The organism is Simplicispira sedimenti (assembly GCF_022760965.1).
Lineage (GTDB): Bacteria > Pseudomonadota > Gammaproteobacteria > Burkholderiales > Burkholderiaceae_C > Simplicispira > Simplicispira sedimenti.
Genome location: NZ_JAKVIJ010000006.1, coordinates 90,261 through 108,874, shown reverse-complemented (window position 1 = coordinate 108,874; position 18,614 = coordinate 90,261). Strand labels below are relative to the sequence as shown.

The 18,614-nt window shown below is 68.4% G+C and carries 12 protein-coding genes; 10 read left to right on the top strand and 2 right to left on the bottom strand.

Features of this window, described 5'->3' with window-relative positions:
* Positions 1-115 precede the first annotated feature (115 nt).
* Genes recC through recD form a run of 3 tightly spaced genes read left to right on the top strand, consistent with a single transcriptional unit; the run spans position 116 to position 9,440 of the window.
* Positions 116-3,682, top strand: coding sequence for an exodeoxyribonuclease V subunit gamma (gene recC, locus MJ602_RS08415; RefSeq protein ID WP_243020346.1), 3,567 nt, complete (start codon positions 116-118; stop codon positions 3,680-3,682).
* Positions 3,679-7,443 carry an exodeoxyribonuclease V subunit beta gene (recB, locus tag MJ602_RS08410; protein ID WP_341474749.1) on the top strand — a complete coding sequence of 1,255 codons (3,765 nt, stop codon included), beginning with the start codon at positions 3,679-3,681 and terminating at the stop codon, positions 7,441-7,443. Before recC ends, recB begins: the two co-directional genes overlap by 4 nt.
* Entirely contained in the window at positions 7,440-9,440 is a 2,001-nt protein-coding gene (recD, locus tag MJ602_RS08405) for an exodeoxyribonuclease V subunit alpha (protein ID WP_243020345.1), read from the top strand. Before recB ends, recD begins: the two co-directional genes overlap by 4 nt.
* Before the next feature lie 201 nt (positions 9,441-9,641).
* Here recD and MJ602_RS08400 read toward each other — a convergent pair whose 3' ends face one another.
* On the bottom strand, positions 9,642-9,998 hold the full coding sequence (locus MJ602_RS08400) for a TraR/DksA family transcriptional regulator (protein ID WP_243020344.1): 357 nt from the start codon (positions 9,996-9,998) through the stop codon (positions 9,642-9,644).
* A 126-nt stretch (positions 9,999-10,124) separates the two neighbouring features.
* On the opposite strand from MJ602_RS08400, the gene MJ602_RS08395 reads away from it, so the two are divergent.
* The 4 genes from MJ602_RS08395 to MJ602_RS08380 all read left to right on the top strand — a co-directional run bounded on the left by MJ602_RS08395 (position 10,125) and on the right by MJ602_RS08380 (position 13,404).
* On the top strand, positions 10,125-10,484 hold the full coding sequence (locus MJ602_RS08395; protein ID WP_243020343.1) for a hypothetical protein: 360 nt from the start codon (positions 10,125-10,127) through the stop codon (positions 10,482-10,484).
* 95 nt (positions 10,485-10,579) lie between these two features.
* Positions 10,580-11,071: a copper chaperone PCu(A)C gene (locus MJ602_RS08390; RefSeq protein WP_162015016.1), complete on the top strand. Its 492-nt coding sequence runs from the start codon at positions 10,580-10,582 to the stop codon at positions 11,069-11,071.
* A 136-nt stretch (positions 11,072-11,207) separates the two neighbouring features.
* Positions 11,208-12,068, top strand: coding sequence for a PhaM family polyhydroxyalkanoate granule multifunctional regulatory protein (locus MJ602_RS08385; protein ID WP_243020342.1), 861 nt, complete (start codon positions 11,208-11,210; stop codon positions 12,066-12,068).
* Between the two features lie 43 nt (positions 12,069-12,111).
* On the top strand, positions 12,112-13,404 hold the full coding sequence (locus MJ602_RS08380; protein ID WP_243020341.1) for an FIST signal transduction protein: 1,293 nt from the start codon (positions 12,112-12,114) through the stop codon (positions 13,402-13,404).
* Positions 13,405-13,414: 10 nt separating this feature from the next.
* Here MJ602_RS08380 and MJ602_RS08375 read toward each other — a convergent pair whose 3' ends face one another.
* Entirely contained in the window at positions 13,415-14,602 is a 1,188-nt protein-coding gene (locus MJ602_RS08375; protein WP_243020340.1) for a PhnD/SsuA/transferrin family substrate-binding protein, read from the bottom strand.
* Positions 14,603-14,827: 225 nt separating this feature from the next.
* On the opposite strand from MJ602_RS08375, the gene sorT reads away from it, so the two are divergent.
* The 3 genes from sorT (at position 14,828) to MJ602_RS08360 (ending at position 18,609) form a co-directional block, all read left to right on the top strand.
* Positions 14,828-16,042, top strand: a complete 1,215-nt coding sequence (sorT, locus tag MJ602_RS08370) for a SorT family sulfite dehydrogenase catalytic subunit (RefSeq protein WP_242455262.1) — start codon at positions 14,828-14,830, stop codon at positions 16,040-16,042.
* Positions 16,043-16,050: 8 nt separating this feature from the next.
* A complete protein-coding gene (gene sorU / locus MJ602_RS08365; RefSeq protein WP_242455263.1) occupies positions 16,051-16,386 on the top strand; it encodes a SorU family sulfite dehydrogenase c-type cytochrome subunit in 336 nt (111 codons plus the stop codon).
* A gap of 102 nt (positions 16,387-16,488) precedes the next feature.
* Positions 16,489-18,609, top strand: a complete 2,121-nt coding sequence (locus tag MJ602_RS08360) for a sensor histidine kinase (protein ID WP_243020339.1) — start codon at positions 16,489-16,491, stop codon at positions 18,607-18,609.
* Positions 18,610-18,614 lie beyond the last annotated feature (5 nt).

Sequence of the window (18,614 nt, the reverse complement as noted above, 5' to 3'; positions counted from 1 at the left end):
CGGTTTCCGCTACAAGCAAACGCCCACTCACCAGTGGGCGTTTTTGTTTCTGGCGCGATTTGTTTCACCCAGGCAAGCCCATGTCATACTGCTTTTTTGGACACTGAAAAGCACAATGGTGGAGCGAGCGCAGACCCTGATCCGCACCCTGCAACCGGGATGGCTGGCGCTGCATGGCAACCGCATGGAGGATCTGGCCCAGACCGTGGCCGAGTGGTTGCACCGCCACCCGCTCGAACCTCTGGAGGCTGAGGTGGTGCTGGTGCAGAGCAATGCCATGGCCGAGTGGTTCAAGATGACCATGGCCGTGCGCAGCGGGGTCAGTGCCGCGTTGCGCGTGGAGCTGCCCTCGCGCTTCCTGTGGCGCAGCTACCGGCAGGTGCTCGGCGCCCAGGTGGGGGCTGACGCGCCCACAGACAAGGCTGCGCTGACGTGGCGGCTGTTGAAGCTGCTGCCTGCGCTGACCGAGCGGCCCGACTATGCACCGCTGGCGCACACGCTGCGCAGCGGCAGGCCCCATGACCATTACCTGCTGGCCCGGCGCCTGGCCGACCTGTGGGATCAGTACCAAGTCTATCGCCCCGATTGGCTGGACGACTGGGCCCACGGACGCGACGGCTTGCGCGGGCCGGGCGGCGCACTGTCGGCCCTGCCCGAGAGCGAACGCTGGCAGCCTGCGCTGTGGCGTGAAGTGCTGCAGAGCCTGACCGATGCCGAGCGCGCCGCAGCGCGACCCCAGGTCCACCGGCGTGCGCTGGATGCATTGCTGCAAGGGCATCTCCCAGCGCAAGGTGCCCAGCTGCCGCGCCGCGTCATCCTGTTCGGCATGGCGCATGTGCCTCAGCCGGTGCTGGACTGGTTGGCCGCCATGGCGCGGCACTGCCAGGTGTTGCTGGCCATTCCCAATCCCTGCCGCTACCACTGGGCTGACATCATGGATGGCCGCGAATGGCTGCGCATGCACCAGCGCCGTCTTCCGGCACGGGCAGGGCGGGACCTGGCCGATGTGCCGCTGGAACAGATGCACCTGCATGCCCATCCGCTGTTGGCCGCCTGGGGGCGACAAAGCCGCGATTTCGTGCGCCAGCTCGATGCGTATGAGGATGCTGCCGCCGAGCCCTCGCTGTGGGGCATGCCGCGCCTGGACCTGTTCGATGACGGTGAGGCGCAGGACGCGCCCCTGCTGCAGCAGGTACAGCACCGCATCCGTGACCTGGTGCCCTTGTCCGACCACCCGCAGCGCACCCTCGCGCCGGACGACCGATCGATCCAGTTCCACGCGGCACATGGTGCCTTGCGCGAGGTCGAGGTGCTGCACGACCAGCTCCTGGAGCTGCTGGCACACCCGCCGCAGGGCCGGGCGCTGCACCCGCGTGACATTGTGGTCATGGTGCCGGACATCGACGCCATGGCGCCCGCCATCCGTGCGGTGTTTGCGCAGTACCCGTCGGACGACGCGCGCCACATCCCCTTCGACATTGCTGACCAGAGCCCGCGCACCAGCCAGCCGCTGATGGCCACCGTGGAGTGGCTCTGGGGCCTGCCCGCGCGGCGTTGCACGCTGAGCGAGCTGCATGGACTGCTGGACGTGCCTGCCCTGGCGGCGCGTTTCGGCGTGCAGCCCCAGGATCGGGACACCCTGGTGCACTGGATGGCGCAGGCCGCCATCCGCTGGGGCCTGACGCAAGACCACCGCAATGCCCTGGATCTGCCGCTCTGCGGTGCCACCAACAGCGCGCACTTTGGCTTGCAGCGCATGCTCCTGGGCTATGCCGGCGGGGCCACCCGTTTTGCAGACATCGAACCCTGTACCGAGGTGGGCGGCCTGGATGCCGCGCTGGTGGGTGCCCTGGCCGCCTTGCTCGAACGCCTGGAAGCCTGGCGCTGCGCGGCCAGCCAGCCCGCCACGCCCGAACAGTGGGCGCAGCACCTGCGTGCACTCTGGGCGGCGTGCTTTGCGGCCACCGACGACAGCGACCGCCAAGTGCTCGAATCCCTGGAGGCCGCGTTGGAGGCCTGGCTCCAGGCCTGCGATGGGGCAGATTTTGCGCAGCCGCTACCCCTGGAGACGGTGCACGACGCCGTCCTGCAATGCCTGGAGCCGCCCAGCACGCAGCAGCGCTTCCGCGCCGGGGGGGTGACCTTCTGCACACTCATGCCCATGCGGGCCATCCCCTTTGACGTGGTCTGCCTGCTGGGCATGAACGACGGCGACTACCCGCGCCGCACGCCGCGCAACGATTTCGACCTCATGGTCCAGCCCGGCCAGGCAAGGCCTGGGGACCGTTCGCGCCAGACCGATGACCGCCAGCTCATGCTCGACGCATTGCTGGCGGCGCGCCGCGTGTTCTATGTGAGCTGGACCGGCCGCAACGTGCGCGACAACACCGAGCAGCCGCCCTCCGTGCTGGTTGCGCAACTGCGGGACTACCTGCAGGCCGCTTGGGGGCCGCAGGCATTGGCCGAGCGCACCACCGAGCACCCGCTGCAGCCCTTCAGTGCGCGCTACTTCCAGGGTGAGACCGGCCTGTTCACCCATGCCCGCGAATGGCGCGAAGCCCATGCCCCGGTGCCCGAGCATGCACCGGCCGCACTGCAGGCCCTGCCCGCGCGCGAGGCCGCCGCGCCGTTGGCCTTGCGCGACCTGGCCGATTGGATGCGCCATCCCGCCCGCTACTTCTTGCGCAAGCGCCTGGGCGTGGTGTTCGACCGCGACGACGATGCGCCCGAGGACTCCGAACCCTTCCACCTGGCGGGTCTGGAGCGCCACACCGTAGCGCGCCAGTTGCTCGATTTCCTGCCCACCGACTGGGCCGCGCTGCCCGACAGCGCCCCCCAGCACCACCTGGGCCAGGCCCTGCAGCGCCTGCGCCGTGCGGGCCTATTGCCTCTGGGCACGCCGGGCGACCACATCGTTGCCCAGTGGGGCGAGGAATGGCTGCCCCCGCTGCAAACCTGGCAAGGCCTGCAGCGTGACCATGCCCAGCCTGGTGCGCGGGTGCAGCTGATACGAACCGCCGACCTCCAGAATGCTATTTATGTAATAGCTACCAGCGCTTATCCAGCGAGCGTTGGAGGTCAAAATGACCTTGAGTCTTATCCCCTGCCCAGCCTGCAGGACTGGCTGGACGGCCTGCGTTGCAATGCCGCAGGACAGGCGGTGTGGATGCAACTCACCCCCTCGCGCCTGTTGCAGGACGCCAAAAAACGCAGCCTGCGCGCCGACCTGATGATCCAGCCCTGGCTGTGCAGCCTGGCTGCTGCTGCCAGCGGTACCGAACTGCGGGGGCTGCTGGTGGCACGCGACGTCTGGCTGGAATGGGAGCCGCTGGAGCCCAAGGCCGCACGCACCCAGCTCGACCGCTGGCTGTACGCCTGCCACCAGGGCCAGCGTGCCCCGCTGCCGCTGCCGCGCCGCACGGCATGGGCGCTGCTGGAGAGCGACGCGGCCGCCCGCACCGCCTACGAAGGCAACAGCCAGATGGACGGCGAGGCGCAAGACCCGGCATGGGCACGCTTTTACCCCAACTACGACGCCCTGGCCGCTGACGGCAGCCTGGCCGAGGCCGCCCAGGCCCTGTGGGCCCCGCTGGAGCAGTGGACCCGCGATGCGGTGCGCGTGCATGACCATGGCGCTGCCACCGCCACCCTTGCAGCAAGCAGCACGGAGGCATCGCTGTGAGCACGCACGATATGCTGCCGCAGGCGCTGGAGCCGCTGTCCTTTCCGCTGCACGGCAGCCGCCTCATCGAGGCCAGCGCGGGCACGGGCAAGACCTGGACCATTGCTGCCCTGGTGCTGCGCCTGGTGCTGGGCCATGGCGGGGGGGCGCCGCTGATGCCCGCGCAGATCCTGGTGATGACCTTCACCCGGGCCGCCACGCGCGAGCTTTCGAGCCGTATCCGTGCACGGCTGGCCCAGGCCGCACAGTGCTTTCGTGGCCTGGCCCCCGTGCCTGCGGACGACCCCTTTCTCGCCGCGCTGCTGCAGCACTATGCCCCCGGCCCGCAGCGCGAGCATGCCGCCTGGCGCCTCGCGCTCGCCGCCGAAGCCATGGACGAAGCGGCCGTGTTCACCATTGATGCCTGGTGCCAGCGCATGCTGCGCGAGCACGCCGTGGACAGCGGCCAACTCGACGAAGAAGAACTCAGCACCGACGAGCACAGCCTGCAGGCCCAGGCCGTGCAGGACTACTGGCGCCAGCAATGCTATGGGCTGACCCCTGCGCAGTTCGAAGCCGTGTCCCGCATCTGGCCCCATGTCGATGCGCTGCATGCCGACCTGCACAAGCTGCTGGACGCCGACCTGCCCGCGCTGGCGCAGCCCGCCACGCTGGTGCAGTGCCTGCAAGCGCATGCAGAGCAGGAACAAACCCTGCGTGCGGGTTGGCCGCAGCATGTGCAGGCCCTGCGCGACTGGCTGGAGGTGCACCTGCAGCAGCACAAGGCCCACTGGGACGGGCGCAAGATCCAGATCGGTCGCTGTACCACCTGGCTTGACGCGCTGCAACAGTGGCTGGACGGCGACTTGTGGCAGTCGCTGGAGTGGCCTGAGGCGGCCTGGCGCCGCCTTACGCCCCAGGGCCTGATGGACGCGCGCCTTGCCAGCGCGCCGCCGCTCGATCTGCCCGAAGCCTCTACCGCGCTGGAGCACCTGCAGCAGGCGCTGCTCGCGTCAACACCACTGGCTGCCCGGCTGCGCCTGCACGCCGCCACCCAGGTGCAGCAGCGCGTGGCCCTGCTCAAGCGCCAGGGCCGCGTGCTCGGCTTTCGCGACCTGCTGCAGCGCCTGGTGCAGGCCTTGCAGGCACCGCAGGGCGCACGCCTGCGCGCGCGCATCACGGCCCAGTACCCGGTGGCGCTGATCGACGAATTCCAGGACACCTCACCCCTGCAGTACCGTTTGTTCGATCTGCTGTACGCGCCCCGCGCGCCCCAGCCCGACACCGCGCTGCTGCTCATTGGCGACCCCAAGCAATCCATCTACGGCTTTCGCGGGGCCGACATCTACAGCTACCTGGAGGCGCGCCGCGCCACCCAGGGGCGCCACTACCTGCTGGTCATCAACCACCGCTCCACGCAGGCGCTGGTGGGTGCGGTCAACCACCTGTTCGCCCGTGCCGAGGCACGCGGGGGTGAGGGCGCGTTTTTGCTGCGTGATCCTGAGGGCGGCGAGAACCCCTTGCCCTTTGTGCCCGTGCAGGCGCGCGGGCGGCCCGAGCAGTTCCAGACTGCCGATGGACCCGTGCCTGCGCTGGACATCCACCACGACCTGGAACTGGCGGGGATCCCCGAGCACCGCGAACGCTTTGCCGCGCGCTGCGCCGCCCAGATCGTGCAGTGGCTGGCCGATGCACAAACCGGCTTTGCGCAGGCCGACGCCCCGTTGCGCCGCCTGCGCCCGGCAGACATTGCGGTGCTGGTGCGCTCGCGCACCGAGGCCGCCGCCGTGCGGCGCCAATTGCAACAGCGGGGCGTGGCCTCGGTGTACCTGTCCGACCGCGACTCGGTGTTCGACAGCGACGAGGCACACGACCTCGTCTGGTGGCTGCAGGCCGTGGCCGATCCGCAGGACGCCAGCCTGCTGCGTACCGGCTTGGCCACCCGCCTCATCGGCCTGGGCCTGGACGAGCTGGCCGCGCTGGCCGACGACGACCAGGCCTTCGAGCAGCGCAGCGCCCAGCTGCGCGCGCTGCACGCCATCTGGCACAGCCAGGGCGTGCTCACCATGCTGCGCCAGACCCTGCACCAGTTCGATTTACCCGCGCGCTGGCTGCGCGATCACGGCGGCGAGCGGCGCCTGACCAACGTGCTGCACCTGGCCGAACTGCTGCAAGAGGCCAGCACCCACCTGGAGGGCGAACACGCCCTGCTGCGCTGGCTGCACACCCAGGTGCACGAAGACCGCCTGGCCGGGGATGAACAAATCCTGCGCCTGGAGAGCGACGCCGACCTGGTGCAGGTCGTCACCGTGCACAAGAGCAAGGGCCTGGAATACCCCGTGGTCTGCCTGCCCTTTGCCTGGAGCGTGCCCGGCGGACGCACGCGCGCGGGCGACTACCCCGTGCTCCCCGATGCCCAGGGCCAGCGCCACCAGCACCTGCACTGGACCGACGAGCTCAAGGCGCAGACCGCCCAGGAGCGCCTGCGCGAAGACCTGCGCCTGCTGTACGTGGCCCTCACCCGCGCGCGCCACAGCGTATGGATGGGCTTTGCCGCCGTGCGCGTGGGCAACGGCAAGCAGTGCCGCACGCACGACAGCGCCCTGGGCTGCCTGCTGGCCGGGCCCCAGGCCGCGCTGGAGCCGCACGACTGGCACACGCAACTGCAGGCCCTGGCCGAGGCCCAGCCCGCGCTGCTGCGCGTGCAGCCGGCCACCCCCTTGCCCGTGCCACTGCAGGCCCTGGCCCCGGTGGCCGATGCACCGGTGCTGGCCCCCAGCGTGCCCTATGCCGCGCAGTTCGACCGGCGCTGGGGCATCGGCAGTTTTTCGCAGCTGGTGCGCGCCAGCGCCCCAAGTTCAGTGCCCCTGGCCGCCCTGGCGCTCCAGCGTCCGGCCGACGATGAGCTTGCGCCCCTGGTGCCGCTGGCCGCGCCAGCCGCCGGGGTTGCAACGCCCGATCCCTGGGCCGCTACTCCCCGGGGCCGCACGCTGGACCTGTTTGACGACACCCCGCCCGCAGCCCAGGGCCTGCTGCTTTCCCCGGCAGCGCAGGCAGCGCCCTGGCACCAGTTCGTGCGCGGCAGCGCCGCTGGCAACTTCCTGCACCAGCAGCTCGAATGGCTGGCGGCCGAAGGCTTTTCGCTGGAGCCCGAAGGCCCCCTGGCCGATCGCCTGCGCAGGCGCTGCGAGCGCGCGGGCCATGGCGAACGCGCCGCCGAGCTGGTGCACTGGCTCAGCACCGTGGTGCACCTGCCCTTGCCGCCGGTGGGTGCGTCGCTGCGCGGCCTGCAGCGCATGCTGCCCGAAATGGAGTTCTGGTTGCCCGTGCACCGTTTGCCTGCTGCCGAGGTCGATGCACTGTGCCGCACCCACCTGCTGGCGGGGCGCGAACGCCCGGCACTGCCCGAGCGTGAGCTGCGCGGCATGCTCATGGGCTTTGCCGACCTGGTGTTCGAGCAGGGCGGGCGCTACTGGGTGCTGGACTACAAATCCAACCACCTGGGCGACAGCGGCGCCGCCTACACCGCAGACACGCTGGACGCCGCCCTGGCTGCGCACCGCTACGACGTGCAGGCCGCGCTCTACCTGCTGGCCCTGCACCGCCTGCTGCGCGCGCGCCTGGGGGCAGCCTACACACCGCAGCAGCACCTGGGCGGTGCGCTGTTCTGGTTCCTGCGCGGGATCGACGGGCCCCAGGCGGGCCTGTGCCACCTGACGCCGCCCACGGCCCTGCTCGACGCGCTCGACGCCATGCTGGACCCTGCCGAGAACGCCGCATGAACAAGCCCCTCGAACTCTTGCAGCAATGGGTGGACGCCGGTTGGCTGCGCCACCTGGACCGCGCACTGGCCCGCTGGGTGGCGGAGCTCGACCCCCAGGCCCGCCCCGAGTTGCTGATGGCCACCGCGCTGCTGGCGCACCTGGAAGGGCGCGGCCACACCTGCCTCCCGCTGGAGGCCTTGGTGCGCGAACCGGCAGCCCTGCTGGCCTGGCCCGCCCCGGCGCCCCAGGCCCTCGCGCAGGCCTGGCACGCGCTGCCGCAGGGTCTGGACGATTGGCTGGAGGCCCTGCGCCGCAGCCCGGTGGTGCACGAGGAGGGCGTGGCGCCAGACCAGGGCCAGCCGCTGGTGCTGGGGGGCAGCGCCACGGCGCCCTTGCTGTACCTGCGCCGCTACTGGGGTTACGAAACCCGCGTGGCGCAGGCGCTGCGTGAGCGGGCCAGTGCGCCGCTGCCGGTCGATGAAGCCCTGGCAAGACAGTGGCTGGCCCGCCTGTTTGCGCCCGCGCAGCCAGGCCAGGTGCCGGATGCCCCAGCCCGCACCGAGGGCGATACCGATGTCGATTGGCAGCAACTGGCCTGTGCCGTGGCGCTGCGCTCGCGCGTGGCGGTGCTCACCGGGGGGCCGGGCACCGGCAAGACCTACACCGCCGCCCGCCTGTTGGCCCTGCTGGCCGCCATGGAACCACCGGGCAGGCCCTGGCGCGTGGCCCTGGCCGCACCCACGGGCAAGGCGGCTGCGCGGCTGCGCCAGTCCATCGACGGTGCACTGCAAGACCTGCAAACGCCGCTGCAGGGTGTGCTGGACGTGCAGGCCCTGGCCCAGCGCCTGGGCCCGGCGCGCACCCTGCACGCACTGCTGGGCGCCCAGCCGCACACGCGCCAGATGCGCCACCACGCGGGCCACCCGCTGGATGTGGATGTGCTGCTGGTGGACGAAGCCTCCATGGTGCACCTGGAGATGATGGCGGCGCTGCTCGACGCGCTGCCCGCCAGCGCACGCCTGGTGCTGCTGGGCGACAAGGACCAGCTCGCCTCGGTCGAGGCCGGTGCCGTGCTGGGCGACCTGTGCCGCGACGCCGCGGCAGGCCGCTACAGCACAGAGACCCGCCGCTACCTGCAGGCCACCACGGGCCAGACCCTGCCCGATGCCTTGCTCGAAAGCGGCGCCCAGGCGCCAGCCCTGGCACAGCACATGGTCATGCTGCGCAAAAGCCGTCGCTTTGGCGGCCCCATCGGCGCGCTGGCGCTGGCCGTGAACCAGGGCGATGCGCCCCAGGCCCGCCGTGTGCTGGACGCCGACCCCCAGGGTGCCGTGCACCTGCTGGCCAGCAGCGATCCGGCGGCGGCCGTGCAACTGGCCCTGCGCGGCCGCTTGGGTGCGGCGGGCTGCTACCGCGACTACCTGCGCGCGATGGCCGTGCCCGTGCCTGCCCAGGAAGACGCCCACACGGCCTGGGTGCAAGGCGTGCTGCGGGCCTTCGACGGGTTTCGGCTGCTGTGCGCTGTGCGCGAAGGCCCGTGGGGAGCTGCCGGGCTCAACCGTGCGGTCGAAACGGCCTTGCGCGGCGCGGGCCTCCTGCAGGGGCGGGGTGAATGGTATGCAGGCCGCCCCGTCATGGTCACGCGCAACGACGCAGGCTTGGGCGTCTTCAACGGCGACATCGGCATCGTGCTGCAGGCGCCGGGCGGTGGCCTGCGTGCCTACTTTGCCGACGGGCCGCAGCTGCGCTCGGTGGGTGTGGCCCGGCTGGCGCATGTGGAAACCGCCTTTGCCATGACTGTGCACAAAAGCCAGGGCTCGGAGTTCGGGCACACCGCCCTGGTGCTGCCGCCCCAGGCCGCCGGGGCCTTGCTCAGCCGGGAGCTGGTGTACACCGGCATCACCCGCGCGCGCGACGCCTTCACCCTGGTGGCCGCGCAGCCCGCAGTGCTGGAGCAGGCGCTGCGCCAGCGCACACAGCGCAGCAGCGGCCTGCCTGCGCGGCTGCAGGCTTGACCTCTCAGCGATCCATTGCGCGAACGCGGCACCCCCAACGTATGCCACCGGCGCGCCCCAGGTCAGGGCCGCCCGCGATGCATGAAACTGGCGCGCCCCATGCCAGGGCTCCCGCGCAAGGGCCGCCCCGCCGCGCCGGGAGCGTCCCCCCTCCCGAATCGCGCGGCGATTCGAGAGCGGGGGAAGGCGCTTCAGGTGGGCTTACTTCTCGGCCTTTTCCTGGCAACCCAGGCAGCGTGCCGCCTCGGGGGCAACATGCAGGCGGGCCGTGCCAATGTCGGCGCCGCAGTCCGTGCATTCGCCGTAGCTGCCGGCCGCGATGCGTTCCAGCGCTGCGTCGATGGCCGCAAGGTGGGCGATTTCGTGTTCGCCCAGAGCGAACTCGATGTCGCGCTCAGTGTTGACCTGCGCGCGGGAGTCCTCGGGGTGACCAAAATGCTCCGCAGCCACATCCGCACGGCCCACGGTGCCGCCACGTTGCGCTGCCAGTTGTGCCAGCACCTGGGCACGCAGTGCGAGCAACTGTTGTTGGAAAGGGCTGGCTTGTTCGGTATTCATGGGTTCTGCGTGGTTTGTAGAGGATGCCTTCATCTTGCGCCGTGCGCGGCGTTCAGGGGTTGACCGGAGTCAAGAAATTCCGACGTGCGGGAGGCCACCAGCCATGCTGCCTCCTACAATCGCCACATGTTGACCACGCGCTGCCGCCATCGGTTTGCCGGTTTCCTGCTGGCGTGCTGGGCCGTGGTCCAGGCGGTGGCCGGGGCACCCGTTCCCGGCGCGCTGGAAGTGCAGCGCATCTGCTCCGCGCAGGCGCCCGGTCAGTGGCGGCTGGTCTTGCCGCTGGACGCGCCCGAAGCGCCTTCGTCCGTGCATGCCCCGGACTGTCTTTTGTGCCTGCCCCCCTTGTGGCTCGGGCCGCCAGCGGCCCACGCCATGGTGCTGGCGCCTGCCAGCGCTGCACCCGCGGAGCCCAGGCGTGAACCGTGGGCTCTGGCCATGGTGGGCGCCTTGCCGCAGGCACGGGCGCCCCCTCAAATGCTATAAAAATAATAGCTATCAGCGCTTGATGATAGGGCGCTAGAGTCGATTTTTGCTTGTATTTTTTGCCTCCATGGCAATGTCTTGATTTGGAGAAAACCATGAACTTCCCCCGCATCACTTCCTCTCTGCTCGTCGCTGCCGCTCTGGCCTCGGGTCTGGCCCAGGCCCAGACGGCAGCCCCCGTCACCGTGGATGGTGCCTGGGTGCGTGCCAGCGTGCAGGGGCAAAAGGCCACGGGTGCCTTCATGCGCCTGACCGCCAGCGAGGCCACTCGCCTGGTGGGCGCCGCCTCGCCAGCGGCCGGCGTGACCGAAGTGCACGAAATGAAGATGGAAGGCGACGTGATGAAGATGCGCGCCGTCACCGGCCTGGACCTTCCCGCAGGCCAGGCGGTGGAGCTCAAGCCCGGTGGCTACCACGTCATGCTGATGGACCTGAAGGCGCCCCTGGCCAAGGGCAGCACCGTGCCGGTGACACTGACGTTCAAGAACGCCCAGGGCGCCGAGAGCAAGCTGGAGCTGCAGGTGCCTGTGCAGGCGCAGATGCCCGCCATGCAGGGCGGCCATGGCAGCCACGGAATGCACAAGTAATCCCCCCGCGCCACCGGCCCTGGCCTGTCGTGCAGGCACAGGGCGGGTGCGCAGGGCAGGGTGGTGCCCATGGCGCACAGGGGCCGCGTTGGGGTAAGCTGTTCGTATCCTCGACTTTCCATCCATTGGAGCGGCTATGAGCGACTCATCCCCCCTCGGTTTCGGCAAATACGTGCCGGGTTTCGAATTCCTCCAGAACCTGGCCAAGGGTGCTTCCAACAGCATTCCGCAGTTGCCCAACCTGTCCCATTGGGTGGCTCCCACCATCAGCGTGGAAGAACTGGAAAAGCGCATCGAAGAACTCAAGGCAGTGCAGTTCTGGCTCGAGCAGAACTCGCGTGCGTTGGCCGCCACCATCCAGGCGCTGGAGGTGCAGAAGATGACGCTGGCCACCCTCAAGGGCATGAATTTCAGCGTGGGTGATGTGGCCAACGCCTTCAAGCTCAAGACCGCAGATACCGTGATGGAGGGCGTGCACAAGGCCAGCGACACGCTGGCCCATGCAGCGCAGGCCGTCTCCGGTGCGGCCAGCCGCGTGGCAGACATTGCAGCCCCTGAGGAGCCCGCAGCCGCTCCTGCTGCGCGCAAGACGGCCAAGCCCAAGGCCAAGGCAGGCGCCAAGGCCGATGCCGGGGCGGGCGCGGGCCTGATCGATCCCATGCAATGGTGGGGCGCGCTGACGCAGCAGTTCCAGCAGATTGCCGCCAGCGCCATGAAGGATGCCGCCAAGCAGACGGCGCTGGACACCACGCGCAACATGGCCACCGGCCTGGCCAAGGAGGCGCTGAAGACCGCCACCGGCATGGCTGCACGGGGCGTGCAGTCGGTGCAGGGTGCCGCGCGGCGTGCGGCAGCCCCTGCCGCGTCCGCGCCAGCCGCCCCCCGCGCGGCCGCCAAGGCCCCGGCACGCAAGGCGGCCGCCCGCAAGGCACCGGCCAAGCGCAGCCCGGCCAAGCGCAGCCCGGCCAAGAAGGCAGTGCGCAAGACGACCGGTTGAGGGTGCTGCCGAGCACACAGCGCCCCGCGCCGCAGGACGGTCCATGAAGCGATTTCCCACCGCCCATGCCACCCATCCGCAGTGGCGCATGGCCGTGGCCCTGGTGCTGGCGCAACTGCGCGCGCAGATGGCTTTGCCGGGGTACGCCGCCGCGCCCACCCTGGGCCTGCTCTATATCACCGACCACTACGCGGCCGAGGCGGCGGCGCTGCTGGATGTGCTCTCCGCCGAGCTGCCCGAGGTCACTGACTGGAGTGGCACCGTGGGCGTGGGGGTGTGTGCCGCCGGGGCCGAGTACCTGGACGAGCCCGCCCTGTCCGTGATGCTGCTGGACCTTCCGCCAGACCAGTACCGCGTGTTTTCCGGCGTGGCGCCGCTTCCGCGCGGCGGCAGCGGTGCGTTTGCTGCGCACACGGCGCTGGTCCATGCCGATGGGCACACCCCTGACCTTCCGGGGCTGATCGATGAAATGGCGCAGCGCACCCGCACGGGCTACCTGTTTGGAGGCGTGTGTGCCAGCCGTGGCGCGGGCGTGCAGTTTGCCGTGGCGGGCAACGGCAACCTGGCCGGACATGGCGCGGCGGGTGGTGTCTTCAGCGGCGGCCTCTCGGGCGTGGCTTTTGGCGCGGGGGTGGAACTGGTTTCGCGTGTCACCCAGGGGTGTCAGCCCGTGGGGCCCACGCAGCGCATCACCGCCGCCGATGGCAACGTGGTGCTGGAACTGGACGGCAAGCCGGCCCTGGGCGAGCTGCTGCAAACGCTGGATGTTTCCCTGCAGGACGATCCACAGGAAGCAGTGCGCCGCATCCGGTCCACCCTGGCCGGTTTGACCAACGCCGACAGCGCGGTGGCTTTTGGGCGCACCGGGCATTTCGGGAACGACACGCGGGTGCGGCACATCCTCGGGCTGGATGGAGCGCGCCAGGGTGTGGCCTTGGCCGATACGGTGGAGCCGGGCATGCTACTGGCCTTTTGCCAGCGCAATGCCGGGGCTGCGCGGGCCGACCTGGTGCGCATTTGCACCGAGATCCGCGAGGAGTTGACCCCTGAGGAAACCGAGCCTTCGGCGGTTGGCGTGCAGATTTCGCGGCCAGTGCCGGGTGCAGCGCCAGCGCTGGCGTCCGGTCGCCAGCGAGAGGTGGCGGGGGCCATTTACGTGAGCTGCTCGGGCCGGGGCGGGCCGCATTTTGGCGCGCCGGGTGCCGAGCTGCAGATCGTGCGCCACGCCTTGGGTGATGTGCCCTTGGTCGGTTTTTTCGCTGCCGGCGAAATTGCGCGCAATCAGCTGTACGGTTACACCGGCGTGCTGACGGTTTTCTGCACCACGCCCGATTGAAGCGCCGGGATCAGTCCTTCTCGGTGGGCAGGCCCTCGGCCGCCCATTCCGGCAGGCCGCCGCGCAACCAGTACACATTCTTGTGGCCTTTGGCGGCGGCCAGCTTGGCGGCTTTGTAGGACTTCCAGCATTCGGCTCCATTGCAGGCAAACACCATGGGCTTGGCAGGCAGCTTGTCCAAGGCGCTGAAGTCGTCGGTGGCAGGGTCGAAGGCCACGTCCTTGAGGCTCTTTTCGACGTAGGGCGCCCACACCGCGCCTTTCATGCGCTTGGTTCGGAATTCCTTCTCGGTGCGCGTATCCACCAGCAATGCGCCCTGGCCCTGGAGCTGCTGCGCCTCCTTGGCATTCACGCGTTGCACGCCGGGCAGGGCTACCGGGGTGAACAGGCCCAGTTCGGCCACACGCTTGTATTGCGCAGTCTCCGGCTTCAGAGTGGCAAGGGCCAGGCCAGAGGGTTCGCTGGCGGTGGCGAACCACTGTGCCACGCGGCTGCGCAACTCGGGCGGGAGGTCTTTCTTCACCACCACCGTGAATCCGCCCGGCACGGGCTGGCTGGATGCCAGCAGCTTGGCGGCCTTGGGTTGTGCGGCAGACCATTCGGCCCAGTCGTCCTCGCGCACCACGGTGGCGTCGGTGGAGCCCAGCAACAGCGCCGTGAGGCCTGCTTGCGGGTACTTCTCGTACTGCACCTGTTTCAGGTCCTTGAAAGACAGGCCGGCCTCGTTGAGCATGCCGCGGGCCATGTAGGTGTAAATCGAATCCTGCTGGGGCAGGTACAACCGCCCCCCTTTCAATGCGCCCACGGCAGCGGTGGTGGGCGCTGCGACCAGCACGTATTTTTGCGACTTGTGGTTGGCGCCCACCAGTTCGTAACCCCGGTCCAGGGCGGACGCCGCTACCTGTGCTGGGCCAATGAAGATGTCGTAACCGGCACTGCGCGTGGCCCGCATCACGTCGGCAAGGTCTTCGCTGACGGTGACCGATGCGGTTTGCCCCGCCGCTTTGCCCAGGCCGGCTTCCATCTGGCTGCGCAAGATGGTGTGCGCTGCCTTTTTGGCCGTCGGCTCCACCGCGACGATGGCGGTGATATCCGCCAGACTGGTGGCGCAGGCGCACCCCAAGCCCAGTGCTACCAAGCCAGTGCGCAACAAAGAAAAGGGTGTGGGCGCTGTAGTCATGGCATCTCGCAGGGTCATGGTGAGGGCGGCGTTTGGCAGCGTCTAATATGCATCAGCCTGGCATGTGCAGGAACGAATGTTTCCAATAAATACGAATGTTTTACATTTGCTGACAATGAGAAAGCCTCGCAACACGGGGGTGTGCCGTGAGAATGGCTTGGTTCGTCTGGTGCGGGGGGTGTTCGGCGTTTGCCCGTGCACGGCACCGGGCGTGACCAACATTCTTGATGGAGTGGAGACACCGTGAAACCAGCAAACACATTGCAACGTCGCCAGATGCTTGCCGCCAGTGCGGCGGGCCTGGGTGCTCTGGGCTTGGGGGGCTTGGGAACGCAGGCCCATGCCCAATCGAGCGCCGCTGCGGGTGCCAAGCCGCTGCCTGCCGTGGCTGCCTGGAAAGACCCCAAGGCCATGATCGTGCACAGCAGTAATACGCTGGAAACGCGGCGTGCGGCGTTTGGCACCAGTGTCGTCACGCCGACCAATCGCTTGTTTGTGCGCAACAACCTGCCGGCTCCCGATGCCTCCATCCTGGAGCATCGTGATGCCTGGACGGTGGCGTTTGAAGGCGTCAAGGGTCCCCGCTCCCTGACCTTGGCCGATCTCAAGACCCTGGGCGTCGAAACCGTGGCCACCGTGCTGCAATGTTCGGGCAACGGTCGGGGCTTCTTCCCGAGCAAGCCCAGCGGCACGCCCTGGCAAGTGGGCGCCGCTGGTTGCGTGCTGTGGAGTGGCGTGCCACTGCGCACGGTGATCCATGTGCTGGGCGGTGCGGAAGAAGGCATGGCCTACCTCACCGGCACCGGTGGCGAGAAGTTGCCCGAGGGCGTGGATCCGTTGACGGTCATGGTGGAGCGCTCGGTCCCCATCAAGGCCCTGGACGATGCGCTGCTGGCCTGGGAGATGAACGGCGAGCCTTTGCCCCTGGCGCATGGGGGCCCCCTGCGCCTCATCGTGCCGGGGTACCAGGGCGTCAACAACGTCAAATACGTCAAGCGGGTGGCCCTGACCCGCGAGCAGTCCCGCGCGGGCATCATGGCCAACCGTTACCGCATGGTTCCGCCGGGGGGCAAGGGCAATCCTGGTCTGCCCTCCGTGTGGGAAATGGTGGTGAAATCCTGGATCAATGGCCCCTTGTCCGAGGAGGGCGCCTTGCGTGCGGGATGGACACAGATCCATGGAGTGGCCTTTGCGGGAACCCGAGAAGTGCGTGGCGTGGAGGTGTCCATCGATGGCGGCATGAGCTGGCATCAGGCACAACTGGTCGGGCCGAACCTGGGGCGTTTTGCCTGGCGCCAGTTCGTTTTGCCAGTACAGCTTTCTGCAGGAACACATGTGCTTGTGAGCCGTGCCACCGATGCAGCAGGAAATGCGCAGCCCAGAGAGCGTGTAGAAAACAATTCTGGTTACAACAACAATAGTTGGTTGGACCACGCCGTCACCGTCACTGTGGCATGAGGGCTCCTGTGCTCGGGTGGGTTCGCGGCGCTGGCGTGCTGGGGACTTTGCTGCTGGGGCTTGCGGGCCCTGCAAACGCCGCCGATCCGCAGGTGCTGGCGCGCGGCAAGGCGTTGTTTTCCACCGTCCAGCCCGCCTGCGCCTTGTGCCACACCCTCAAGGCAGCCGCTTCCAGCGGTCAGGTGGGGCCGAACCTGGATGAGCTGCAGCCCGACGCTGACCGCGTGCTGCGCGCCGTGCGCGAAGGCTTGGGTGTGATGCCTTCGTTTGAAGGGCAACTCACCGAGCAGGACATGCGCGCGCTGGCTGCGTTTGTGGCGCACTCCAGCGGCGCTGCGCGCTGACACGACATACACTGCGGCGCTCAGGGCGGCAGTGGGCATTGCAACGCATCGGCAAGGGGTTTGCCGATGGTCCTGCCATCGCGCCGCATCCATGGAGTGTGCATGCCGTTGTGGAGCCTCTATCGTCAGTCTGTACGGACACAGCTCCTGTGGCTGCTGGGTGCAGCCATGCTGCCGTTGCTGGGGCTGCTTTTTCGCCAGATCTACCTGGAGCGCCTGGAAGCCAGGGAGCGCGCCAACGATCAGGTGCGCATCCTGGCGCAGCAAACCGCGCAGAATCTGAACCTGGTGCTGCGCGACTATGAAGCGGTGTTGCAACGCATTGGGCTGCGTCCTTCAGTACGGGCGTTGGACGCTCGTGCATGCGATCCGTTGATTGCGGAGTTCGTGCGCCTGTACCCTGGGTTCACCAATTTGGTGGTGCAAGACCTGAAGGGAGGCAACGATTGTTCATTTTTGGACAGCAAGATCACGCCCGAACAATTGGCGCTGGTGCCTGGCTACGTTCAGGCGCGCACCGCCGAGGGCATGACCGTGGGGGGGGTCTCGGTGGGGCCTTTGTCAGGTCGATGGGTGGTGGTCTTGTTCCATCCGGTGCGCAATGTGCAGGGGGAGGTGGCGGGACTCGTGAGCCTGTCGATCGATTTGGAAGTTCTGGGCGAGCGCTTGCTGGCCGCCGTACCCAGCAATGCCCTGGTGGCGGTGTCTGACGCGCAGGGACGCATGTTGTTGCGCTCCAAGGATGCAAGCTTTTGGATGGGCCTGCCTTTGCCCGATGCCTTGCGGGCCATGGTCGGTGACGACCAGGCAGATGCGTCCCAAGTACTGAGTGCCGATGGCGTGGAGCGGCTTTTTGCCGTGGCCGATGTGCCGCTGGCGGGATGGAGGGTGCTGGCGGGAGTGCCTACCGCCGAAGTGTTTGCCGAGGCGGATCGCTCCTTCCGCTGGGGGGCGATGTCGGCGCTGGGTTTGGTGGTACTCGCGCTGTTGCTGGTCTGGCGCATCAGTCAGCGCATTGTGCGACCGATCGATGCGCTGCACTCGGCGGCTGCGAAAGTGTCTGCAGGGCAGACCCAGGCCCGCGTGATGCTGGAGGTCGGCCCGCGCGAGTTGCAGGCGGTGGCGGTGGAGTTCAATCGGATGCTGGACAGCCGCGAACGGTTCCTGACCCATCTGGCTGGGAGCGAAGAGCGATTTCGTACGCTCGCGAGCCTCTCCGCCGATTGGTACTGGGAGCAGGATGCACAGTACCGGTTTGTTCGCCTGGAAGGCGGGATTGAGCAAAACATGGGGATGTCCGAACAGGCGTTTCTGGGCAAGACGGGCTGGGAGCTATCGACACTCAACATGACCCCGGAGGACTGGCGTGCACACCAGGCCGTGCTCCAGGCGCGGATGCCGTTTCGGGACCTTGTGGTTGCACACCAGGATCCTCGCGGTCACGTGCATTGGGGTGCGGTAAGCGGGACACCAGTCTGGGATGCGCAAGGGCGGTTTGTCGGCTATCGGGGCGTGGGGCGCAACATCACCGATGCCAAGCGCCAGGAGCAGGAACGCCTGCGCATGTCCCTGCACATCGAAGAGCTCTCGCGCAGGCTGGTGCAGTCGCAGGAAGAAGCGCGCAGGCGCTTTTCGCGCGAACTGCACGACCGCACCAGCCCCAATCTCGCGGCCCTGCGCATCAACCTGGACATGCTGAGCCAGGCACCGCCGCAGCAGCGCAGTGCACCGGAGTACGAGGAACGCCTGGAGGACATGCGCGCACTCATCGAAGACACCACGCTCAGTGTGCGTGAGATCTGTGCCGAGTTGCACCCCCCCGTGCTGGACCGGGGAGGCTTGCTGGCCGTGGTGCGCAGCTATGCCGAGCCGTTTGCTCGCCGTACGGGTGTGCAGGTGCAGGTGCTGTGCGAGCATGCAGAAGTGCGCTTGGCTCCGGACCTGGAATTGGCGCTGTTCCGTGTCGTCCAGGAAGCGCTGACCAATGCAGCCAAGCACGCCCATGCCCGGAGCATCACCGTGCAGCTGCAATTGCAGGATCGGCCGCTGCGGATTTGCATCGCTGACGATGGGGTAGGGTTTGATGTGGAGCAGGTCATGCGTGAGCGACGCACCGCAGGTCTGGGCCTCATCAACATGCGCGAAACCACTGAGTTTGCGGGTGGGCGGTTCAGCCTGGAGAGTGCTCCCGGCCAAGGGACGCGCATCTGTGTTGAAATCTGATGCCC

Coding starts and splice junctions, on each gene's coding strand:
- recC (WP_243020346.1), top strand. CDS start 116: ATGGTGGAGCGAGCGCAGACCCTGATCCGCACCCTGCAACCGGGATGG.
- recD (WP_243020345.1), top strand. CDS start 7,440: ATGAACAAGCCCCTCGAACTCTTGCAGCAATGGGTGGACGCCGGTTGG.
- MJ602_RS08400 (WP_243020344.1), bottom strand. CDS start 9,998: ATGAATACCGAACAAGCCAGCCCTTTCCAACAACAGTTGCTCGCACTG.
- MJ602_RS08395 (WP_243020343.1), top strand. CDS start 10,125: ATGTTGACCACGCGCTGCCGCCATCGGTTTGCCGGTTTCCTGCTGGCG.
- MJ602_RS08390 (WP_162015016.1), top strand. CDS start 10,580: ATGAACTTCCCCCGCATCACTTCCTCTCTGCTCGTCGCTGCCGCTCTG.
- MJ602_RS08385 (WP_243020342.1), top strand. CDS start 11,208: ATGAGCGACTCATCCCCCCTCGGTTTCGGCAAATACGTGCCGGGTTTC.
- MJ602_RS08380 (WP_243020341.1), top strand. CDS start 12,112: ATGAAGCGATTTCCCACCGCCCATGCCACCCATCCGCAGTGGCGCATG.
- MJ602_RS08375 (WP_243020340.1), bottom strand. CDS start 14,602: ATGACCCTGCGAGATGCCATGACTACAGCGCCCACACCCTTTTCTTTG.
- MJ602_RS08360 (WP_243020339.1), top strand. CDS start 16,489: ATGCCGTTGTGGAGCCTCTATCGTCAGTCTGTACGGACACAGCTCCTG.